This is a genomic window from Myxococcus eversor (assembly GCF_010894455.1).
Taxonomy (GTDB): Bacteria; Myxococcota; Myxococcia; order Myxococcales; family Myxococcaceae; genus Myxococcus; species Myxococcus eversor.
In genome coordinates this window covers 397,142-415,916 of record NZ_JAAIXY010000008.1, presented here as the reverse complement: position 1 = coordinate 415,916, position 18,775 = coordinate 397,142, and the positions used below count along the sequence as shown (strand labels likewise).

Here is an 18,775-nt window from a genome sequence, read left to right as displayed (position 1 = left end):
ATGGCACCCTCACGGTCCTGCACGGCCTCACAGCCGCCGTACCCACTCGACCCGGAGGACCCTCCATGCCCCGTTCTGCTTCCTCGCTGCTTGCCCTGGGACTGCTGCCCTTCGCCCTGACTGCCTGTGGTTCCGCCGAGGAGCCCACCCTCGATGACGGCGCCATGGGCGAGGCCGAGCAGACCGTCTGCACCCCGAACATGTCCGTCACCTTCGGAACGGCCGACAACTTCGGCGGGGGACCGGACCCGTTGCCCTACGCCCCCACGGCGATGCCCGAGTTCGTCAACTTCCTCGCGGCCAACAGCATCCCGGTCAGCCAGCTCAAGACGCTGGATGACGCCACGTCCAACCGCCACACCGTGGCCACGCTGCGGCACGGACTCAAGAGCTGTTTCACCCAGACGCCGTCCTGCACGCTGACGCTCTGCGCTCATGCCCGGGCGCTCCCGACGGCACCTCAGAAAGACACCATCACCGTCTACGACACGGACTTCGGCACCTACAGCTTCCCCATCATCGCCAGCACGTCCGTGGTGCCCGCACTCGCGCCGACGTGGAACCCGGGCAACACCGCCCTCCTGTGCATGCCGCTCCCCATCACCTCGGTGGGCGACATGCTCCAGCTCCGCATGCAGAACTCGTCGATGGTGGACTACATCCGCATCAACCTGAACTGCTGAACGCCGTGAGTCGGGTGTAGACCTGACGGCCCGCGGAGCCCCCCCCCGCGGGCCCGAAGGGCACTCAGTCGTTCAGGGGCAGCTCGTGGGCGGCAGGAGGCAGGTGACCAGACCGCAGTCCACGGGGCAATTGAACTGGCTCTCCGGGAAGTCGCAGATGTTGTCACCGCAGTAGCCGGTGGTGGGGACGCAGTCCATGGGGCAACTGAACGGATCCTCCGGGAACTCGCAGAGGGTGTCGCCGCAGGTGCCGGTGGGGGGAGGGGCGCAGTCGCCGGGACAGGTGGACTCCGTCTCGGTGCCATTGCAGATGCCGTCGCCACAACGGACGCAGTCCGCCTCGCACGACTCACCGAATTCACAGACGTTGTCGCCGCAGACCATCTTCCGCAGCCGGAAGCTCTGCAAGCAGCCTCCGCGTCGGTCATCCATGTTCATGATGATGGACGCGGAGCGGGTCGACGTAATCGTGTGCAGCCCCGCGTTCCCGCACTGCCCGTTGAAGTTCTCATCCTCGAACTTCACATCAAGGGCGACATCGCCGCGCCCGGCGAGGCTGAACGACTGGACACACCCACCGGTCCGCTGGTCGGTGTCGATTCCCCAGGCGCTCGTCCACGCCAGACCGGTGGTCACCGGGATTGAACGCAGACCCGGGTTGTCGCACTGCCCGCCGCCCGTGAAGCCGTCCTCGCCACGGAAGTCGACCGAAATCACCAACCCGGAAAGCTCGCCGTGCGGGTCGCTGATACCCAGCTTCTGCGCACAGCCGCCGGAACGTCCATCCGTATCAAGGCCCACCCGGGTCGTCCACTCTCCCAATGACTTGCCTTCGGAGACAATGGTTCCCCCGTTGCACTGGCTATTCGAGCCGCCGCTGTCGCCGCGGAAGTCATGGTAGAAGAGCGCCGCGCCGAGCGACTGCTCACCGGTACCAGGTACATCAACGGGCTGCTCCGCATCCATGGGGCCACAGCCCACGGAGAGGACCGTGGCGAAGGCAATGACTGCCGAAAAAGACTTGTAGCGCCTGAACATGAACCGCACCTTTCGCGAGGCAAGTCCGAGAGGGACTTCGGTCCAAAGAATGACATGAATGAGCGGCAGGACCTATTCCTCACACGCCCCCCCCAACACAGACCCGAGGCAGGAATGACTCCAGGTGGTGTAACGCCGACCGTCTGGTTTGACTGAACCCGCGCGGTCCGCCGCGCCTCGGTGTACACAGGGGCCCCATGAGTACCCCTGTCTCCTTCTTCCTGATTCCCTCCGAGGGACTCGCCGGCGTCCTGACCCGCGCGCGCCTCGCGGCCATGCGCGCCACCGTGGCCGAGGGCCTGGAGGACCCGGAGGAGGACGATGACGAGGTCCTGCTCCTGGAGCTGATGGACCACCTGTCCCGGCACGGCGCGGACACCCTCACCCGGCTCCCCGAGCAGCTCGAGGACGGAGTCTGGGACCTGCTCGACGTGCTCGCGGACGAGTTGGTCCACCTGGGCAAGGACGCGCGAGGGGAACCCCTGGAGCTGGCCACGCAGCTGCATCCCAGCGAGTACGACCTCCAGGCGGCGGAGGCCGTCGTCGGCTCATCCTGCGCGGAGCCCATCCAGCGACTCTGGCGCTTCACCGTCGTCGGCCGCATGCCCGGACAGGACGTCCCCACGAGCACGGGCCTGAAGCGCGCGTACCCGGCCCTCGGCTACTGGACAGGCTCCGAGGTCCGCCAGCTTCGCGAGGGACTGCGCGAGCACCTCGACGGCGCTCCCGACTACAAGCCCCACCTCCGCTCCGCCCGCATCCGCTCGTGGCTTCAGCGAAAGCTGACCCTCGCGCGACGCGGAGACCCGGCCCGCGCGCTCGACGCGGCCACGCACGCCCTGGACAAGGCGTCCCGCCAGGGCGTGGGCCTCCTCTTCGCGCGCTAAAAGCCCCGTCACGCGAGGCCGCGCGCCAGGCGCCCCAACGTGGACACCGCCGCCTCGATGCGCGGCGTCCACGGCTGACCACAGCTCAGTCGGATGAAGTTCCGATACGAGTCCGGCCGCGCGGAGAAGATGGGTCCGGGCGCGATGCTGATGCCCGCTTCGATGGCGCGCGCATGCAGCTCCAGCGAGTCCACCTTCGGCGGCAGCTCTACCCACAAGAGCGAGCCACCCGACGGCCGCGCCACCCGCGTCCCCTCCGGGAAGAACTCCGCCACGCCCCCGGCCATGCTCTCCACCTGGGACATGAGATGGCGGCGCAGCGCGCGCAGATGCCGGTCATACCCGCCCTCTTCCAAGAACCGCGCAATCGCGAGCGGCGGCAGCGACGCCGTGGCAATCGTGTGCGAGAACTTGAGCAGCTCCACCCGCTCACGGAACCGTCCCGGCGCCACGTAGCCCACGCGGAACCCCGGCGCGAGCGTCTTCGAGAACGAGCCACACAGCATCACGTTCCCAGACGTATCGAAGGACTTGCACGTGCGCGGGCGCTCCGCTTCGAAGTGCAAGTCGCCATACAGGTCGTCCTCGATGAGCGGAACACCCCGCGCCTCCAGCATCGCCACCAACCGACGACGCCGCGTCTCGGGCATGCAACTGCCCACCGGGTTGCTGAAGCTCGGCACCACCAGCACCGCCGCCACGCGCCGCCGCTCCAGCGCGGCCTCCAACGCATCCAGCTCCATCCCATGTCGCGGCGAGCACGGAATCTCCAGCGCCTTCAGCCCCAGCGACTCGATGGCCTGCAACGTGCCGTAGTACGCCGGGGACTCAATCGCGATGGTGTCCCCCGTGCGCGCCACCGCGAGCAGGCACAGGTGAATCGCCTCCGCCGCGCCACAGGTGATGATGAAGTCCTCGGGCGCCAGCGCCCCGCCCCAGTCCAGTGAGCGCCGCGCCAGCTGTTGCCGCAGCTCCGGACACCCGGGTGGAACGTCGTACAGCACCCCCACGTCACCCGCCTCCCGGGTGAGCGCGTTCAGCTCCCGGTACAGTCGCCGCGTGGGCAGCAGCTCTGGCGCGGGCCACGCGCCACCGAGCTGCACCGTGCGCGGGTCCCTCATCGCCTGGTAGACGCGAGACACCAGCCCGCTGACGGTGACGGGCGTGGCGCTCGTCGCGGGCCGGGACACCCGCGGCTCCGCCAGGCGAGGTCGCTCGCGACGACGCACGTAGTGGCCCGACTGGGGCCGCGTCTCGATGAGCCCCACCGATTCCAGATGGAGGTACGCCTGCAGCACCGTGGAGATGCTCACCCGCTCGCGCAGGCTGAGCTGGCGCACCGAGGGCAGCCTGTCCCCGGCGCGCAGCGTCCCCGCGGCGATGGCTTCCTCCAGTCGCTCGGCCACCTGCTCGTACAACTTCGGTTTGTGTGCCAGCGCGCCCATGCCACCTCCGTCGAGATGCCGACCCGCGACCCGTATCGGTAGCGTTCCCTCCGCCCGTCGACCAGATACACCTGCCCTCATGCCGGACCGGTACAGTTTCCCACCTCGGAACTGTACCGGTCACAATGACAATCGGCTGCATCTGTTCTGTTCCCGTGGCGAGGCGCATGTTGCCTCTCACGAGGAGGTCATGGAGCCATGGAGTCGATGTTCGCTCTGTCGGGGCGGGGCTGGTGGAGCACGCTGTGGAATCACCTGAAGCCGGAAGCCCACCCGGAGGCGGAGGCTGGCTGCATCAGCCTGTTCCAGGGAGCGCTCTGGAGCCGGCGCCTGCAAGCAAGCGAGGGCCTGTCGCTCACCTGCACCGAGGGCCGGCTCTGGCTCACCTTCGAGCAGGACTCGAGGGACCATGTCCTGGAGCCAGGAGCCACCCTGCGCCTGGAGCAGGCAGGCCACGTCGTGGTGCAGGCCCTGCGGCCCGCGCGCTTCCGCCTCGCGAAAGACGGCCAGCGCCCCTGTCCCCCGTGAGCCCTCACCCCTCCTGCTTCACGGGGACGGGTACAGCCACTCCAGCCGCACGCTGACCCAGAACGCTCAGGAGGACGGCCGCGCCCACGACCAGCAGCACCACGGGAAACAACGCGCCTTGCTCGAACCCGGCGACGAAGGACACGTTCGGCTGGGGCGCGCGGAACGGGAGACTCGCCAGCGCCAGTCCTCCGTGCAGCGTGAAGAACAGCCCGGTCAACGCTCCCACGGGCCGCGAGCGCCACAGCGCGCGCACGCCCATGAGGACACTCCCCAACAGCAGTCCCTCCAGCAAGGCCTGGTAGAGCAGCACCGGATGCCGCGCCGGGAGGATGCGGTGCAGTTCCGTGAGGAGGGACGCATCCGCGCGCGCCAGCCCCGCCACCTCGTGCCCGGGTGCATACGCCAGCGTGGACACGTCGAACGACGGCGTCGCGACGGGCTGGAAGTCGGGCAGCCCCACCTCGGCGGGAAAGCGGACGGCCCAGGGCACGGAGGTGATTTGTCCCACCGGCGCCCCCTCCATGAACCCCGCGAGCGCTCCCAGCAGGAAGCCCAGCGGCGCGAGCACCGCCAGCGCATCCGTCACCTGGAGCCACGAGCGTCGCTGCTGACGCGCGAAGTACACCGTGAAGGCCAGCACCCCCAGCACGGCCCCGAGCACCGACGCGCCGCCCTGTTTGAACTGGAAGAAGACGGAGCCGTCCCGGGAGAAGTCGTCCCACTGGTGCAGGAGCACGTACCCCAGCCGCCCGCCCAGCATCACCCCGAGCAGGCCCGCGTGGAGCACGAACCCGGACACCTCCTGTCTCTCGAAGGGCCCTTCACCTCGCGCGGCCTGGCGCCGGAGCACCGCGAACACGAGCAGGAAGCCCACCAGGTACGCCGCTCCCGTCCAGCGAAGGGAGAGCGTGTCGGAGAAGCGGAACAGGAAGGGACTGAAGCCATGCAGGAAGTGGGTGTCCACGACGCCTCGCGCGCGGCAGGCCACGGGAGGAAGGCACGCGCCCTCCTCCCATGGACACGGGTTTGCGGCTACTTGAAGAAGTCCTCGGGAGCGATGTTCGTGATTTCCGTCCCGACCACCTTCCGGAAGTAGAGCGTGTACGAGCCATTGCTCCCGATATCGGCCTTCTGGTAGCGGAAGCCGTCCAGCTTGCCTCCAGTGCGCAGCTTCTCCCAGTCATTCGCGTTGATGCGGATGGTCGCGCTGGGACCACAGCAGTTGTAGGTGACGTCCGACGTAATCACCCCCCCGCTCCAGGACATCGACATACAGCTCTGCTCATACAATCCGAGCTTCACCGTGGCCGAGCCCTGGTTCATCGTCTTGATGCAATCCTCGGCACCCTGCGCCGTTCCCTGAGACAGACACAGCCAGACCAGACACAATCCCGCCATCATCTTCTTCATGGATTCGCCTCTCGCGTATTTCGAGTCAGGGCTACAGCAGCGGCTTGCTGGCGGTCTCGGTGGCCTTCGTGTCCACCTTCTTGTTCTTCGGCTCCTGCTTCGCGGACTTGTCCTCCTCGATGGTGAGCGTCTTGGGCGCAGCGGACTTGGCCTCCGGCGCCGGCTTCGCGGCGGTGGGAGGAGGCGTCTTGGCGGGCGGAGTCTTGTCCGAGGCGAGGGCGCCGGACGCGACACAGACAAGGCACAACGTCACCCAGCTCTTCATGGGAACGATTCCTTTCAAGACTGAAGGGATTCACGGGCCCCATGAATGACGCGAAGCCACACCACGACGGGCCCACGCGCACTGTCACCGCGTGGCACCCAATTCACAATCACCCTGGCAGGAGGGTTGCTGTTGCGATGCGAACAGCGAAAGTGCTACCGGAGGCTCCTCTTCAGGTAGAGCGCGAACGGCACGTGGGTAACGGCCTCGCCAGTGAGCGGGACCTCCAGCGTGCCGTCATACCGCGCGGGCCTGCGCCCCCGCGAGACCACCTCCGGCTGGATGGTGATGCTCATCCCCACCTTCAGGAACTGCTCCCGCGAGTCCTCCACCTCGGGGGCCTTCAGTCCGAAGTAGAGGTCCAGCTCGTAGCGCTGCGTCAGCTCGTTGGCGCGGAACGCCGCGCGCTCCACGAGCAGCTTCTCCTCCAGCTTCTTCAGGACGCCGGGGATGAAGTCCACCTGGAACGTCCCCTCCAGCGTCTGGATGACATCCTGGACGCTCTTGAGCGACTGGGGGTCGACAGCGATATCGAGTGCCATGGCGCGCCTCCGGCGACACAACCGCGTGGACAGTCCCTCGTCGGAGCGCTCCGCGTCGCGAAAGCCAGACACGTCGAGCCCCGGCCAGGGCGCACGTGATAGCGCACCATCCTGACCAGGCTGGGAGGTCATTTCGCGGTGGCGTCGACTCCGCGACAGGGATGAAGCCCTCGTGTCGGGAAGTCCGCGAGCCGGAGACTGTCTGCCTTCACACGTCGGGCTCGGACCGCGGGGCGACGCGGGAACGCCTTGGCCGCCCGAGGAGGCCCCCTGGAGCGCGAGGGGGCCTCGGGACGATGAGGCGACTCAGGGCACCGTGAGGATTTCGGCGCCCTGCTCGGTGACGAGCAGCGTGTGCTCGAACTGCGCGCTGCGGCTGCCGTCCGCGGTGACGGCGGTCCATCCGTCGTCCCACGTGCGGTGTCCCCAGCCACCCTGGTTGATCATCGGCTCGACGGTGAAAATCATGCCCGTCTGCATGACGGTGTCGGCCTCCGGCTCGTAGTAGTGCGGAATCTGGAGGGCCGTGTGGAACGTCTCGCCGATGCCGTGGCCGCAGTAGGCGCGCACCACGCTCACGCCGTTCTTGGTGGCGTGATTCTCAATCGCGCGGCCGATATCGCTGACGGGACGGCCGGGCTTCACGGCGGCGAGGCCCTCGTTCAGACACTCGCGGGTGATTCGCACCAGTCGCTCGCTCTCCGGCTGCGGAGTGCCCACGAAGTACGTGGCCGAGCAGTCCCCGTGCACCCCATCCAGGAAGATGGTGATGTCCAGGTTGACGATGTCCCCGTCCTCGAGCGCGCGGCTGTCGGGGATGCCGTGGCAGATGACCTCGTTGACGGAGGTGCACAGCGACTTGGGGAAGCCGTGGTAGTTGAGCGTGCTCGGGTAGCCGCCCCGGCGGATGTACGCCTCGTGGGTGATGGCATCCAGCTCGTCGGTGGTGATGCCCGGGCGGACGTGGCCCGCCACCTCCTGGAGCACCTCCGCGGCGGCCTTGCAGGCGCGGCGCATGCGCGCGATGACGTCCGGCGTCTTGATGTCGGAGTCTCCGCCCCGGCGCAGCGGACGGCCTGACACGGCGTAGTCCGGACGCGGGATGTTCAGGGGCACGTCGCGGCGGGGGCTGATGATGCCCGGCCGGATGCCCTGGCGAGCGACTTCGGGGCCCTTCTTGCGAGCCTCGACGGCGTCGGCGCCACGGTGACACTTCTTGTACTTGGAGCCGCTGCCACACCAGCAGACGTCATTGGGACCGGGCAGCACGGCGGGAGGGGTACGGGGACTGGCGGTGGTCATCACTCAACTCCGGTGTGGACCGTGTCCGACTTGCGGGCGCGCAGCCAGCGCAGCACCTGGGGCCGCAGCCACAACCGGGGACGGCCCGTGCCCAGGTCCAGGATGGGGCGGGGCATGTCCGGGTAGCGGCGCAGATAGGTGCTCACGCTGTTGGAGTGGCGCAGCTGCAGCAGGCCGGCCACGCCCTGGGCGTCGATGAGGTCTTCGGTCTTCACCATGGGACACATGAAGGCCCTGTCTATACCCTTAGACACGGCCCGGCGCACGGCTTTTACCGCCTCCCCGGGTGGGGAGCGGCCGGGCGGACAACCCCGCCGAGGCCTGGTGAACAGCCTGAGGGCCTCCAGGGCTGGAGGGGTGGAGCGGGCCCTCCCAGCGCGGCGGGCCCCGCCTCATGGGCGCACGTCTCCCGGGAGCCTCGCGGCCCCTGCCTGGGACGTCACCTGTCGGAGACCCACCATCGCAGGTCTCATGAGGGGCACTCAACCTGCTAGGTTCAGGAACTCCCAGGAGACCTCTGACGACCATGAGTACGCGGAACCCACCGATGAATCCGGACGCCCTTCCTCCGGGCCTCGTCATCTCCAGCGGCTGGCGCGTCATCGAGCGACTGGGCGTGGGCGGCTATGGCGTCGTCTATCGCGTGGAGCCCCTGGACGCGCCCGGGCGCTACTTCGCCCTCAAGCTGGCCCGCGACACGTCCGAGGGCCGAGCGCTGCGCGAGCTCACGCTGCTGCTCGACCGCGCGGTGCATCCGAATGTCGTCGCGGTGCACGCCTGTGGCCGCTGGCCGGACATCGTCACGGGTTACTTCTACTTCGTCATGGACTGGGTGCCCGGGCCGGCGCTCCACGTCTGGGCGGACCACCACAACCCCACCTTCCGGCAGCTCCTGGAGACCCTGCGTCGCGTGGCGCTGGCCCTGGACACGCTGCACGCGGGGGACGTGCTGCATCGGGACCTCAAGCCGGAGCACATCCTCTTGAGGACTCCCGAGGGAGACCCGGTGCTCATCGACCTGGGCGCGGGCGTGTACACCGGTGCGCCCACGCTGACGACAGGGCCACTGCCTCCGGGGACGCTCTACCTGCGCAGCCCGGAGGCCATCCGCTTCCACCAGCGTCACTGGCGTCGCCCGGATGCCCGCTACACCTCCGTGGCCACCGATGACCTCTATGCGCTGGGCGTCTGTCTGTATCGCGCCGCGACGGGCCACTATCCCTTCCTCCCGAGCTGGCCGGCGGACGTGCTGTGCGCCGCCATCACCTCGCAGGAGCCTCCGGCACCTTCCACGGTGAACCCCCGCGTGCCTCCCGCGCTCGACGCGCTGGTCCATCGGATGCTGGACAAGGACCCCGCGCGCCGCTTCCAGAGTGGCGCGGAGCTGGCATCGACGCTGGTCTCTACCTTGGAAGGAGCACCCGGCGGGTCCTGGGATGAGCCCCTCTTCGATTGGGCGGAGCCTCCGCTCGCCTCGGTGGACGGAGAGCCGTCTCCAGCCTTGCGCCGCGTGCGGCGTCCGGAGTGGGCATCACACCTGCGCAAGCCTCCGTCGAGGACACGGGCCCGACTGCAACAACTGTGGGCCACGGTGCTGGGCACCCTGCGTCCTCCACCGCGACCCGCGCCGTGGACCTCGCCCAGACATGCCACGCTGGAGGGCCAGTCGCGACGGATACATCCCCATCCCTATCGACGCCTGCTGTTGCCGCTGGTGGGAGGGGTGGCCTTGAGCCTGATTGGGAGCTGGTTCGGGGTCGGATGGAGACAGACAACTCCACAGGTCACCAATGAAACGACCACCCCCACTGGTCAGAAACTGGCCAGCCCGCGCGAGTCGCCGCACAGTGGCGGAGTCGCGGTTTCGCCATCGGCGGAGCCCATCCCCGCGACCGTCGCCCCCGTGGCGCCGTCACTCCAGGACCTCACTCCCGTGAAGAAGGCCCCCGCCCCGTCCGCGTCGCCCCCCGCTCCCGTGAAGCAGCGTTCTCCCTCCCTGGCCCGTATGTCCAAGGTGGCACTGGCTTGTACGGGGCTCGCCTGCGCCAGCTCGCCGTCTGTGGTGAAACACCAGCCAGCACCGCCCGCCGAGGACTGCCCGCCCGGAGCGCTGGAGACCATGGCGCAACTCAACATGGTGCTGGGTCGTCAGGTGGCTGCCTCCATCGGGGAGAGGGACAATACGGGGCTCGAGGAAGCTGACATCACCCTCCGCGAGTCTCGAATCTCGACCCATCTGGACCAGACGTTCGGATTGCTCCGCCCAGGAGCGCAACTCATCACGAACATCTACATCACCCCCACCCGGGTCTATGGCCGAATCGTCGAGGCGAGATTCAAGGGCAAGAGCTACCCGGTATGCCTCTCATATATGGACCCAGACGTTAGGCTGGTGTATGGCCTTCCCACCAAGGCAGGCAGCGACGATGACCGTGGCGTCGTGACGAACAAGTTCCCCGTGCGTGCCGTTATTCGCTTCCAGGAGACCGGTGACGAGGAGGAGTAGCACGCGCCGTCCACGCCCTCTCCTGCCGCTCGTGGTGTGCCTCGTCGCCATGAGCACGTGCAGCGGGCGCGCAATGGCCCAGCCTCACACGTCATCGCCGTCCTCGGAGGTTCGTCGCATCGAACTGGGGACGCGCCCCGCTCGCTCACCTTCAGAGATTTTTGTTCGTCCCGGAGGCACCACCGTGCTCCTGTTCGACAGAGCTCTCGCACCAGACGCCGTGACGTTGGAGGGGCGGGAGCGCTTTCACCGTGTGGTCCTGGCCGCGGACACCCTCGTGCTGCTGCCCTCGGACAAACTCAAGGATGGCACGCGGCTTCGCCTGACCCTGCGCTACGAGGACGGCTCCGCTCCCAGAGAAGCGAGCTTTCTCCTGGTCGTGGCCCCGGGGCAATTCGATGCCCAGGTGGAGGTCGTGAGCGTTTCCCCGAGCGTACGCGACGAGCGGACCGAGACCGCGCAGCTCGAGGGCGAGCTTCTGAGGCTGCGCGAGGAGAACGCAAGGCTTCGAGCTGAGCAGGGTCCAACGGGCCTGACAGGGCTCTTCGCCACGGGGCTCCTGGACGAGCAGGGTCTTCTCGGCGTCAAACTCGGCCAGTACCACCCGAGGCCACAGTCCATTCTGTCGCGTGGCACCCGGGCTCATGTATTCAGGAGCACCTCCCGCGTCGCGGTGGCACTGCTCCTGGCATCAGCGGGCGGCCATCCGCCATGGACCGCGAGCCAGGCCACGCTCACGGACGCCATGGGTCGCCGCTCCCGTGAACTGCGGGTCTGGCAAGCGAGGCCCCTGACGGCTGACGACACCGATGTGTTGCTCATCCTGGAGACAGAGGCCGGTCCACTCGAACTCCACGAGGCCTACACACTCGAACTGCGCGACGGGAAAGACTCACGGGCCATCATCATCGGCCCCGTGCGCTTTCCTCGGATGTGAACGGGTCACGCCATCCGATTCTCGAGGAACAACTCCAACGTGCGCTTTAAACTTCCTCGAACTTCGCGCCCGTGACTTTCTCACGCTCCATGGCCGCCTTGATGTCCTCAGTGACGATGAGGGCAACTGTCCATCCCCAGGTCCGGAAGACCTTGGCATCCCCCACGTTCTTGCGGTCAATCCGCATCCCCGCCACGCTTCGGTACTGGCCGAGCTTATCCGGTCGAGCGTCCTCTGGCTTCCAAACCAGAATCTCTCTCGATGCCTTGTCGTCGATGCACCGGAGAACCTTCGTGGCCACGAGTATTTGATACTCGTCCGGGCAGCCTTTGATATCCACCGGTAGCAGTTGCACGTCGTCGGGCGCCAGCTCAGCGAAGAGAGTGGCCACCTTGATGTGAACAACAGGAGTCAGGGCAGCACCCGCCATGCTGTAGTCCAACCGCCTTCCAGGCACGTCGATGGGAATCGACAGGCGGCCTGAGACCTGACTGGGTCGTCCCGACGTAAACTCCCTGAGGTTCTCCATTTCGCGGCCCTGGCCATCAAGCGGTTCATCCAGGGACCATTTCCCCCGCTGCATGTCGGGTTCGAGCGAGAAGTATCGAGGTTGTTTGGGCATGGTGGACGCATTCTCTCCGAGGACTTCTCCATATGCCTCGCCCGACGAACTGAGTTGCTCGAAGGTCGTGGACTGGTCCACCTGGCGCACCAGGGTCAACCACCCGTCCAGCAGGCGCCACACCGTGTCCACGCCCAGGTAGGCGATGGCAAGCGCTGTCATGGTCGCGGCGACGCCCTTGGAAAGCGGCGAAGTAACGCACCGTTACAGAGACCCACCACCGAGGGCCCCTCGGAAGTTTCCGAGGGCGTAGCGGCCTGGGCCTTGCCAGTGCCCGCCTCCGGACGCGAAGGCGAGCACCAGCAATGGAACGAACGACAGCCGAGACCCTGCTGGAAAACGCTCGCGCGAGTCAGGGTGTCCACGAGGGCCGGTCAGACCGGGAGTCCCTCGGCCGCGAGCGCCTTGCGCACCGCCGGACGCGCGGAGACGCGCTCCATGAACGCCATCAGATTCGGGAAGCCGGACAGGTCCACCTTCACGTAGTTCGCCCAGCGGGTGACGGTGTAGAGGTAGGCATCCGCGACGCTGAAGGTGTCACCGAAGAGATAGGCGCGCGTGGCCAGGCGCTCCTCGAGGAGCTTGTAGCGCTTGAACAGGTACTCCGTGCGCTCCTCGCGCGTCGCGTCCGGCGTCGTCGGCCGGAAGAGCGGAGCGTACGTCTTGTGCAGCTCGGAGTTGATGTAGCCGAGCATCTCCAGCACGCGGTAGCGCTCGCGGCTGCCCGCCGCGGGCATCAGCCCCGCCTCGGGCCGCAGGTCCGACAGGTACTGCACCAGCGCGGGACCCTCGGTGAGGACCTCGCCCGGCTCCAGCTCCAGCGCGGGCACATAGCCCTTCGGGTTGATCTTCCAGAAGTCGCCGCCCGATTTGAGGACCTTCGTCTGGGTGTCGACCTGTTCGAGCTGGAGCTCGAGCCCCGCCTCGTGCGCGACGATGTGGGGAGACAGCGAACAGGCGCCCGGGGAGAAATAGAGCTTCATCGGATTCCTCGTGGTGGATGGGAGCGACGGCCCATCACTAACGGGCCCAGGTTACTTTTGGATAGCAGCGCGAGTAAGGTAAGCGCACTTTCCACTCACCTCGTGGTAACTCCACTCACCTCGCGGTAACCACCCATGTCCCTGAAGCTGAGGAAGAGCAAGGCCCCACCCCCGCCCCCGGGCTGCCCCATGCATGCCTGCATGTCGTTGCTGGGTGGAGCGTGGTCCACCAACATTGTCTGGCAGCTCTCCGGTGGCCCCCGGCGCTTCGGGGAGCTGCTCCACGACATCCCCGGCATCTCGCCCAAGGTGCTCACCACGCGGCTGCGCGAGCTGACGGGAAAGGGCGCGGTGACACGCGAGGTCCTCCCCACCTCGCCGCCCTCCGTGGAGTACGCCCTGTCCTCGCTCGGCCTGGAGCTGTTGCCGGTGATTGACTCCATCGTCCGGGTGGGGACCCGGCTGCGCGAGGTGGCACTGCCCCCGCATCATCACGACAAACCCACACGCCGCTCCCGACGCCAGGCCTGACCTCCGAGGGGAGCGACACACCGGGCAGAAAAGGCGGAGACGGCCGCCTGCGCCTTGGGAAGGTCCCTCCTTGACGGCGGGGACTCCATCCCTGGCGTCACTGCTCGCGGCGCTGCTCCCTCTGAACCTCGGCCCTGAGGATGAGGTTCGACCTTCCTTCTTGGATGTAGTGGAGTCTCACCTGGAGCCCTGGCTTGAGCGGACCTCCATGTGAGACGGTTTGATTGAATCCCGGAGTGGTGACGTAGTCGCTGAATGAGAACGGGACGTCGCTCACGGTGAAGCGTTCAGAGCCGTGGCCCGTGTATGGCATTGGGACAAAATCAGCCACGACGCCTTCCGTGACGAGGGTGTTCCCCGAGGCCAGCGCGCCGCGCACCCGGAAATACCCGTTCAGGGTCGACGCGGTCACCAGGACCGTCCAAAAAAGCGAGAAGAAGAAGAATGTCCGGCCAAAGACGCGGGAGCTGGCCGTTCGGAAGAGGAATCGGGTCCAGGCTGGCAATCCTGGGGATCGCTGCTTCCACCAGAGGAGGGCCCCCAAGACAGTGAACGCGGTGCCCAGCGCGATTCCTTTGAATTGAATCGGAGAATGGGCCGCATCAAAGACGAGTTCGTAGCTCACCCGGGCGAGACTAGCCCTGAAGGACACGACTGAGGAGCCTCAGAGGTTGGAGGCCCCCCCGCGACACGGGTGTATCGCGTGAGACCCGAGACACCGGTGCTCAGAACCGGCCAGCCAGCCCGCCCAGGACATCCCCGCCCCTTTGGGTGACGATGGGCACCACCTGGAGGCCGGCTTCGTGGCGTTTGCGTCGTCGCTCGACGCGCAGGTGATGGGAGACCTCGTAGCCGACGATTCCGCCGACCAGGGCCACGGAGGCGGTGAAGATCAACGAAGAGGTCGCGGAGAAGTTCCCCTCCCCCCAGTTCTTGCTGATGAGTGCTCCCCCTCCCGCCGCGACGCCCACCAGGGTCCAGCCAAGCTGGCCTTCTCCATCCAGGAGGCTGCCTGCTCCGAGGATGCCGACCCCCATTCCAATCGGCATGCCCAGGAGGGTGATGGCGCGCCCGACCAGCGAGCCGCCCACCGAGCCGGGAAACCTGCCTTGCGACTCGCAATTCTCCACTCCGCAATCGTCTCCATTGAGATTGAGGATGAAGAGGCCCGGCAGGGCACCCACGACCACGCCCAGGGCGCCTCCCACCCATTCAAGTGGGAGACGGGCCTCGGTGCCGGACTTCGGCTCCCGGAATGATGCTGACGGTTGGAGAGGCTCGACGCGCTCTGGCGTTTCCTCCACCGGCAGGAGCGGCGGTGCCTCTGCGGGGATGTAGCGGTCTGACCCGGTGTCGGGCGCCTGCGCCATGGCCATCCACGGGACGAGCAAGAGCACGGTCAACCAGTGCGTCCGAGTCATGTGTGGATTCTAGTTCCGGCGATTCCCGTCACCGGGTCAAGAGTGGGTCTCGGAGGTCCAAACTGTCTCCCCGACAGCGCGCGTCGCGCGTGGGTAGTCCGTATACCCCTCTGCTCCTGGCCCATGGAGCAGCTCCATCCGCGTCTGCGCCAGCGGCAGCCCCTCTTTCGCGCGCGTGGAGCGCACGGCTCCCGCGCCTTCAGCGTCGCAGCGTCGCGCACGTCATGCAGTAGCGCGCCTCGGGAATCGCGCGCAGGCGATGTCTCCCCATCGCCCCACCACACCGCTCACAGCGACCGAAATACCCTCCAGCGATTCGCTGGAGCGCCGCGTCGATGTCGAGCAACTCCTGCCGCTCCGCATCGGAGAGCAACGTGCCAGGCTCCGGGACACTCGGCGGGGTCCGGGTCCGTGACCTCAGGCGTTCGCCCCGCTGCAACAGGGCGTCTCGCGCCTCACGAGCCAGACTGTCCATGCTTCGCTCCCGCCACCCCACGCCGGGCGCATCCGTCGCTTCCATCGCGACCTTCCTTCCCAGAGGGAGAGTGAGGGCCGGGCATTTCAGAAAACATGCCACGTCACGCCAGAGCCTCCCGCCGTCCACCAGCCGCAAGGCTTGCGCGGCCCACAGGGACCTCCGCAGCCCTTGCGGAAGCGCGGCCCGCCCTGCTCCCCGCCGCTACTGCTCGAAGGGATAGATGACCTTCCAGTCCCTCTTCATGTCCGCGAGGAACCAGCCGCGTCGAGGCGCCTCGTCCAACCCTCGCGAGAGCTTTCCGCTGTGAGCGTTCCGGTCATACGCCCACTCCCGCTTCGCGTCGGTGTGGTGGACGAAGAGCCCGAACCGCGGCCCCTTGCCCGAGGTCGTCCATTCGAGCATCTCGAAGTCCCCATCCGAATTGCCGAACGCCGCGATGGGGCGTCGACCGATGACCTGTTGGATGCCCACCGGCTTGCCCGCCTTGTCGTCGAGCAGGTCCAGCTCCGGCAGCAACATGAGCGACGGTGTGCCGTCCCGGACCTCGTAGCGCAGCTTCGCCCGACTGCCGATGACCTGCTCGGGGGGAATGCCATACACACGCTCTGCCCAGGCGCGCATGAAGCCCACGTCCCCCCCTGACACGATGAATATCTTGAAGCCGCTGGCCCGCAACATCGCGAGCACCTCCAGCATCGGCTGGTAGACGAGCTCCGTGTAGAGCCGGTCGAACCTCGGGTGCGTCGCCATGGCGATCCACTGCGTCACCGTGGCATCGAACTGCTCCGTGGTGACGCCCGCGTGCGTGGCCGCGAACAACTCCATCAGCCCGCGCTCACCGCTCGCGGCCACGGCCTTGAGGTCTCCCTCCAGCACCCCCTGGAACGGCTGCTGGTGCTTCCACTCGGGATGCTGGGGCGCGAGCGCCTTCACGCGGTCGATGACGAAGGCCAGCTCCACCGGGACGGGCTGCTCACTCCACAGCGTGCCGTCGTTGTCGAACGTGGCGATGCGCGCGTCGGCGGGCACGAAGTCGGGGCCTCCCTCGCGGGTGACGCGCTCCACGAAGTCCAGCAGCGCCGCCTTCGTCGGGCCGTCGTTCCATGAGGGCAGCGGGTCCTCGCTCCCGGCGATGAGCGCTGAACCGGAGCCCCCCTGCGCCAGGCTCGCCGGCTCGTGCGACGCATGGTGCGTGGACTTGCATCCCGCCGAGACGAAGAGGGCACACAACGTCACCACCAGCAGTGAGCGAGCAAAAGCCCCCCCATACCCGCGGCCCGACATTCCCCGCAGTGAAGCTCCGGCCATTTGCGTCCCCCCGTGAGGCCATGCCTGACGCGCGGCCTCGCGCCGCAACCTGCGCATCCCTCCGTGAGAGTCCATCGTCCCATCGCTGGCTGGAAACACACGGTGCTTCGCGGGGCGGACCACGGGCACTCGCCGCCACCCACCTTCCTCGACCGGCCACGAACAGTCGGCACCGTGGAGAATCATTTTCCAGCCAGGTGTTCCCCGCCCACGCGTCCCCTGGACACAAGGACGAGACCTGCTCGGCTGGCCCGTCTTCCAGGCGGGGGCACACCGCCGAGTCATCCTCCGGGACAAGCGTCAGGTCCGGTTCCGCACTGGGCACGTGGCTTGAACGAAGCCGCGCCCCATGCGACTGAAAAGACAGGGGTTGTTGTCATCACTTCTCGCTGGAGCAACTCCAACCCAGGAGTTCGCCACGAAGAAGACCTGTTCCAGAATCCTTCCGCTCGCCATGCTGCTGTGGAGTGTCGGCCTCTGCGCCTGCGGAGACAGCGCCCCGGAGCTTCGGCGCTACGAGCTGCGGCTCCAGGGAACCACGAGCCGCTTCTCCACCACCTACCTGAGCGCGAGCGCGGTACAGGTGACCTTGGAAGGAGCGCAGTTGCGCACGGAGCTGCTCCCCTCCTCGCAGGAGATGGACGTGGCCGACCCCACCCATGCCCACCTGGTGGCCTGGTTCTGGCTCACGTCCGAGCAGGTGCGTGACGGCGTGCTCGAGGCCACCGTGATTCTGGATGACTTCGGCGCCTTCGAGGCCACCGACGGCTCCGCGGGCTTCGTCGATGCCCGCGAAGCCCCGCTGCGCCTGAAGCTCCAGGGCGACGCGCTGGAGCGCAATGGCCGGGCCGTCATCCACATCGACCTGGACAGGTCGCTCGGCGCCGAGCGGCAGGGGAGTCGTCCCCTGCTCCCTCATCTGCGGCTGGTGTACTGACGCCTCACCCCGTCGGCGGGTCGTAGGACCGGCCCCCGAAGGGAGGCGAGGCCATGATGTCCTTCGCGAGCCTGTCACTGAAGGCGCTGCCCTCGCGGGTGAACGCCTCCGCCTCGGCCTCGGTGAGCCGCACGCGCACCGCGGACATCGCGATACCGCCCACGACGACCTCGATAACCAACGTCCCGTCCTCCTCGCGCAGCACGCGGTAGAGGAGCGGACTCTGATGGACGACCTGCTCGCGGCTCATGGAACCTCCACCTCGTGCACGGAGGAAAGACGCGTCACGGAATCTCGGTCACCACGGCCTGGGCCACCGGCGCGTTGATGACCATGACCTCCGGCACGCCGCCGGACGTGTAGCCGCCGAACTTGAAGCAGTCCGTGTCCTGCTCGGTCTGGCACTTCCACACGCCCGGGTCCGCGTCCACCGGCAGGCGCACGCACGAGCCCGACGCGCGCAGGTTCAACGTCATCATCCGCAGCGGCCCCTCGAAGTTCTTCGCCGGCAGCCCCAGCGCCTGCCCCAGCACCGCGGGGTCATGCGTCGCGCCCGTCATCGACTTCTTCACCGCCTCCTGGATGACGGACGAGGGCGCCGCGAACAGATAACAGCCGCTGTCGTCGCAGCGACCAAAGTTCTTCGCGCCCGACTGCACCACGAAGGTCTGGTACGGGCCTTCCTTCATCAGCCACGACACCGAGCCCTCCGGGAAGTTCTTCGCCAGGTGCTGCTCGATGCTCCACGGCGCTGCGCGCTGGTCCGCCTCCTTGGAGACCTCCTGCTGCTTCGCATCACACGTCTCCGCGACGGGCGTCGTCGGCTCCGGCGTGACGGCGGGCGCCGCGTGCTTGCATCCCACCAGGAGCAGGGTGCTGACCAGCAGACCACGAATCATCCAGGACATGATGAACCTCGTTTCAAGGGTTGATGGGGCGCGCACACTAG

General features: G+C 67.4%; 23 protein-coding genes. 7 read left to right on the top strand and 16 right to left on the bottom strand.

The genetic code is table 11. The features are described 5' to 3' along the window. The first annotated feature begins 65 nt into the window (after nt 1-65). Entirely contained in the window at nt 66-683 is a 618-nt protein-coding gene (locus G4D83_RS19115; protein ID WP_163866202.1) for a hypothetical protein, read from the top strand. 72 nt (nt 684-755) lie between these two features. Here the strand turns inward: G4D83_RS19115 and G4D83_RS19110 are convergent, their stop codons facing one another. Further along, nucleotides 756-1,721: a hypothetical protein gene (locus G4D83_RS19110; protein ID WP_176437299.1), complete on the bottom strand. Its 966-nt coding sequence runs from the start codon at nt 1,719-1,721 to the stop codon at nt 756-758. A gap of 197 nt (nt 1,722-1,918) precedes the next feature. Between G4D83_RS19110 and G4D83_RS19105 the strand changes: the two genes are divergently transcribed. Then, complete coding sequence (locus G4D83_RS19105; RefSeq protein ID WP_163866201.1) at nt 1,919-2,608, top strand: hypothetical protein; 690 nt, start codon at nt 1,919-1,921, stop codon at nt 2,606-2,608. A gap of 8 nt (nt 2,609-2,616) precedes the next feature. Here G4D83_RS19105 and G4D83_RS19100 read toward each other — a convergent pair whose 3' ends face one another. Next, a complete protein-coding gene (locus G4D83_RS19100; protein ID WP_163866200.1) occupies nt 2,617-4,053 on the bottom strand; it encodes an aminotransferase-like domain-containing protein in 1,437 nt (478 codons plus the stop codon). Between the two features lie 198 nt (nt 4,054-4,251). Here G4D83_RS19100 and G4D83_RS19095 point away from each other — a divergent pair, with 198 nt between their 5' ends. Then, nucleotides 4,252-4,581, top strand: a complete 330-nt coding sequence (locus G4D83_RS19095; protein ID WP_163866199.1) for a DUF2917 domain-containing protein — start codon at nt 4,252-4,254, stop codon at nt 4,579-4,581. Between the two features lie 4 nt (nt 4,582-4,585). On the opposite strand, the gene G4D83_RS19090 is transcribed toward G4D83_RS19095, so the two are convergent. From G4D83_RS19090 to G4D83_RS19065, 6 genes are all read right to left on the bottom strand, one after another. Then, nucleotides 4,586-5,548, bottom strand: coding sequence for a prolipoprotein diacylglyceryl transferase (locus tag G4D83_RS19090; RefSeq protein ID WP_163866198.1), 963 nt, complete (start codon nt 5,546-5,548; stop codon nt 4,586-4,588). A 68-nt stretch (nt 5,549-5,616) separates the two neighbouring features. Then, nucleotides 5,617-5,994, bottom strand: coding sequence for a hypothetical protein (locus G4D83_RS19085; protein ID WP_163866197.1), 378 nt, complete (start codon nt 5,992-5,994; stop codon nt 5,617-5,619). A 31-nt stretch (nt 5,995-6,025) separates the two neighbouring features. Further along, entirely contained in the window at nt 6,026-6,259 is a 234-nt protein-coding gene (locus tag G4D83_RS19080; RefSeq protein WP_163866196.1) for a hypothetical protein, read from the bottom strand. A gap of 155 nt (nt 6,260-6,414) precedes the next feature. Next, nucleotides 6,415-6,801 (bottom strand): hypothetical protein, encoded by a 387-nt coding sequence (locus G4D83_RS19075; protein WP_163866195.1) that lies wholly within the window; start codon nt 6,799-6,801, stop codon nt 6,415-6,417. A 306-nt stretch (nt 6,802-7,107) separates the two neighbouring features. Next, the gene (map, locus tag G4D83_RS19070) at nt 7,108-8,103 is read right to left on the bottom strand and encodes a type I methionyl aminopeptidase (RefSeq protein ID WP_163866194.1); all 996 of its coding nucleotides are present in this window, start codon (nt 8,101-8,103) and stop codon (nt 7,108-7,110) included. Continuing rightward, nucleotides 8,103-8,321 (bottom strand): hypothetical protein, encoded by a 219-nt coding sequence (locus G4D83_RS19065; RefSeq protein ID WP_176437305.1) that lies wholly within the window; start codon nt 8,319-8,321, stop codon nt 8,103-8,105. Before G4D83_RS19065 ends, map begins: the two co-directional genes overlap by 1 nt. Before the next feature lie 308 nt (nt 8,322-8,629). On the opposite strand from G4D83_RS19065, the gene G4D83_RS19060 reads away from it, so the two are divergent. After that, nucleotides 8,630-10,609 carry a serine/threonine protein kinase gene (locus G4D83_RS19060; RefSeq protein ID WP_163866192.1) on the top strand — a complete coding sequence of 660 codons (1,980 nt, stop codon included), beginning with the start codon at nt 8,630-8,632 and terminating at the stop codon, nt 10,607-10,609. Between the two features lie 49 nt (nt 10,610-10,658). Next, a complete protein-coding gene (locus tag G4D83_RS19055; RefSeq protein ID WP_275902379.1) occupies nt 10,659-11,546 on the top strand; it encodes a DUF2381 family protein in 888 nt (295 codons plus the stop codon). A 46-nt stretch (nt 11,547-11,592) separates the two neighbouring features. Here G4D83_RS19055 and G4D83_RS19050 read toward each other — a convergent pair whose 3' ends face one another. Further along, entirely contained in the window at nt 11,593-12,168 is a 576-nt protein-coding gene (locus G4D83_RS19050) for an imm11 family protein (protein WP_163866252.1), read from the bottom strand. Nucleotides 12,169-12,542: 374 nt separating this feature from the next. Further along, a complete protein-coding gene (gene gstA / locus G4D83_RS19045; protein ID WP_163866190.1) occupies nt 12,543-13,151 on the bottom strand; it encodes a glutathione transferase GstA in 609 nt (202 codons plus the stop codon). A 135-nt stretch (nt 13,152-13,286) separates the two neighbouring features. Here gstA and G4D83_RS19040 point away from each other — a divergent pair, with 135 nt between their 5' ends. Further along, the gene (locus G4D83_RS19040; protein WP_163866189.1) at nt 13,287-13,682 is read left to right on the top strand and encodes a winged helix-turn-helix transcriptional regulator; all 396 of its coding nucleotides are present in this window, start codon (nt 13,287-13,289) and stop codon (nt 13,680-13,682) included. A gap of 97 nt (nt 13,683-13,779) precedes the next feature. Here G4D83_RS19040 and G4D83_RS19035 read toward each other — a convergent pair whose 3' ends face one another. From G4D83_RS19035 to G4D83_RS19020, 4 genes are all read right to left on the bottom strand, one after another. Then, a complete protein-coding gene (locus G4D83_RS19035) occupies nt 13,780-14,307 on the bottom strand; it encodes a hypothetical protein (protein ID WP_163866188.1) in 528 nt (175 codons plus the stop codon). Between the two features lie 100 nt (nt 14,308-14,407). Beyond that, on the bottom strand, nt 14,408-15,103 hold the full coding sequence (locus tag G4D83_RS19030) for a hypothetical protein (protein ID WP_163866187.1): 696 nt from the start codon (nt 15,101-15,103) through the stop codon (nt 14,408-14,410). 199 nt (nt 15,104-15,302) lie between these two features. Continuing rightward, nucleotides 15,303-15,623, bottom strand: coding sequence for a TraR/DksA family transcriptional regulator (locus tag G4D83_RS19025; RefSeq protein WP_240356417.1), 321 nt, complete (start codon nt 15,621-15,623; stop codon nt 15,303-15,305). Nucleotides 15,624-15,782: 159 nt separating this feature from the next. After that, on the bottom strand, nt 15,783-16,865 hold the full coding sequence (locus tag G4D83_RS19020) for an HAD family hydrolase (RefSeq protein WP_163866186.1): 1,083 nt from the start codon (nt 16,863-16,865) through the stop codon (nt 15,783-15,785). Between the two features lie 373 nt (nt 16,866-17,238). Here G4D83_RS19020 and G4D83_RS19015 point away from each other — a divergent pair, with 373 nt between their 5' ends. Beyond that, nucleotides 17,239-17,826, top strand: a complete 588-nt coding sequence (locus G4D83_RS19015) for a hypothetical protein (protein WP_163866185.1) — start codon at nt 17,239-17,241, stop codon at nt 17,824-17,826. A 4-nt stretch (nt 17,827-17,830) separates the two neighbouring features. Here G4D83_RS19015 and G4D83_RS19010 read toward each other — a convergent pair whose 3' ends face one another. Next, complete coding sequence (locus G4D83_RS19010) at nt 17,831-18,076, bottom strand: hypothetical protein (protein WP_163866184.1); 246 nt, start codon at nt 18,074-18,076, stop codon at nt 17,831-17,833. A gap of 34 nt (nt 18,077-18,110) precedes the next feature. Further along, nucleotides 18,111-18,734, bottom strand: coding sequence for a hypothetical protein (locus G4D83_RS19005; protein ID WP_163866183.1), 624 nt, complete (start codon nt 18,732-18,734; stop codon nt 18,111-18,113). Between the last annotated feature and the right edge of the window lie 41 nt (nt 18,735-18,775).

What these genes read in the sequence shown, in the direction of transcription:
- G4D83_RS19010 (WP_163866184.1), bottom strand. Translation starts at nt 18,076, where the DNA reads ATGAGCCGCGAGCAGGTCGTCCATCAGAGTCCGCTCCTCTACCGCGTG.
- G4D83_RS19100 (WP_163866200.1), bottom strand. Translation starts at nt 4,053, where the DNA reads ATGGGCGCGCTGGCACACAAACCGAAGTTGTACGAGCAGGTGGCCGAG.
- G4D83_RS19085 (WP_163866197.1), bottom strand. Translation starts at nt 5,994, where the DNA reads ATGAAGAAGATGATGGCGGGATTGTGTCTGGTCTGGCTGTGTCTGTCT.
- G4D83_RS19115 (WP_163866202.1), top strand. Translation starts at nt 66, where the DNA reads ATGCCCCGTTCTGCTTCCTCGCTGCTTGCCCTGGGACTGCTGCCCTTC.
- G4D83_RS19040 (WP_163866189.1), top strand. Translation starts at nt 13,287, where the DNA reads ATGTCCCTGAAGCTGAGGAAGAGCAAGGCCCCACCCCCGCCCCCGGGC.
- G4D83_RS19105 (WP_163866201.1), top strand. Translation starts at nt 1,919, where the DNA reads ATGAGTACCCCTGTCTCCTTCTTCCTGATTCCCTCCGAGGGACTCGCC.
- G4D83_RS19030 (WP_163866187.1), bottom strand. Translation starts at nt 15,103, where the DNA reads ATGACTCGGACGCACTGGTTGACCGTGCTCTTGCTCGTCCCGTGGATG.
- G4D83_RS19025 (WP_240356417.1), bottom strand. Translation starts at nt 15,623, where the DNA reads ATGGAAGCGACGGATGCGCCCGGCGTGGGGTGGCGGGAGCGAAGCATG.
- G4D83_RS19080 (WP_163866196.1), bottom strand. Translation starts at nt 6,259, where the DNA reads ATGAAGAGCTGGGTGACGTTGTGCCTTGTCTGTGTCGCGTCCGGCGCC.
- G4D83_RS19110 (WP_176437299.1), bottom strand. Translation starts at nt 1,721, where the DNA reads ATGTTCAGGCGCTACAAGTCTTTTTCGGCAGTCATTGCCTTCGCCACG.
- gstA (WP_163866190.1), bottom strand. Translation starts at nt 13,151, where the DNA reads ATGAAGCTCTATTTCTCCCCGGGCGCCTGTTCGCTGTCTCCCCACATC.
- G4D83_RS19005 (WP_163866183.1), bottom strand. Translation starts at nt 18,734, where the DNA reads ATGTCCTGGATGATTCGTGGTCTGCTGGTCAGCACCCTGCTCCTGGTG.
- G4D83_RS19065 (WP_176437305.1), bottom strand. Translation starts at nt 8,321, where the DNA reads ATGGTGAAGACCGAAGACCTCATCGACGCCCAGGGCGTGGCCGGCCTG.
- G4D83_RS19060 (WP_163866192.1), top strand. Translation starts at nt 8,630, where the DNA reads ATGAGTACGCGGAACCCACCGATGAATCCGGACGCCCTTCCTCCGGGC.
- G4D83_RS19015 (WP_163866185.1), top strand. Translation starts at nt 17,239, where the DNA reads ATGCGACTGAAAAGACAGGGGTTGTTGTCATCACTTCTCGCTGGAGCA.
- G4D83_RS19055 (WP_275902379.1), top strand. Translation starts at nt 10,659, where the DNA reads ATGAGCACGTGCAGCGGGCGCGCAATGGCCCAGCCTCACACGTCATCG.
- G4D83_RS19075 (WP_163866195.1), bottom strand. Translation starts at nt 6,801, where the DNA reads ATGGCACTCGATATCGCTGTCGACCCCCAGTCGCTCAAGAGCGTCCAG.
- G4D83_RS19020 (WP_163866186.1), bottom strand. Translation starts at nt 16,865, where the DNA reads ATGTCGGGCCGCGGGTATGGGGGGGCTTTTGCTCGCTCACTGCTGGTG.
- G4D83_RS19095 (WP_163866199.1), top strand. Translation starts at nt 4,252, where the DNA reads ATGGAGTCGATGTTCGCTCTGTCGGGGCGGGGCTGGTGGAGCACGCTG.
- G4D83_RS19050 (WP_163866252.1), bottom strand. Translation starts at nt 12,168, where the DNA reads ATGCCCAAACAACCTCGATACTTCTCGCTCGAACCCGACATGCAGCGG.
- map (WP_163866194.1), bottom strand. Translation starts at nt 8,103, where the DNA reads ATGACCACCGCCAGTCCCCGTACCCCTCCCGCCGTGCTGCCCGGTCCC.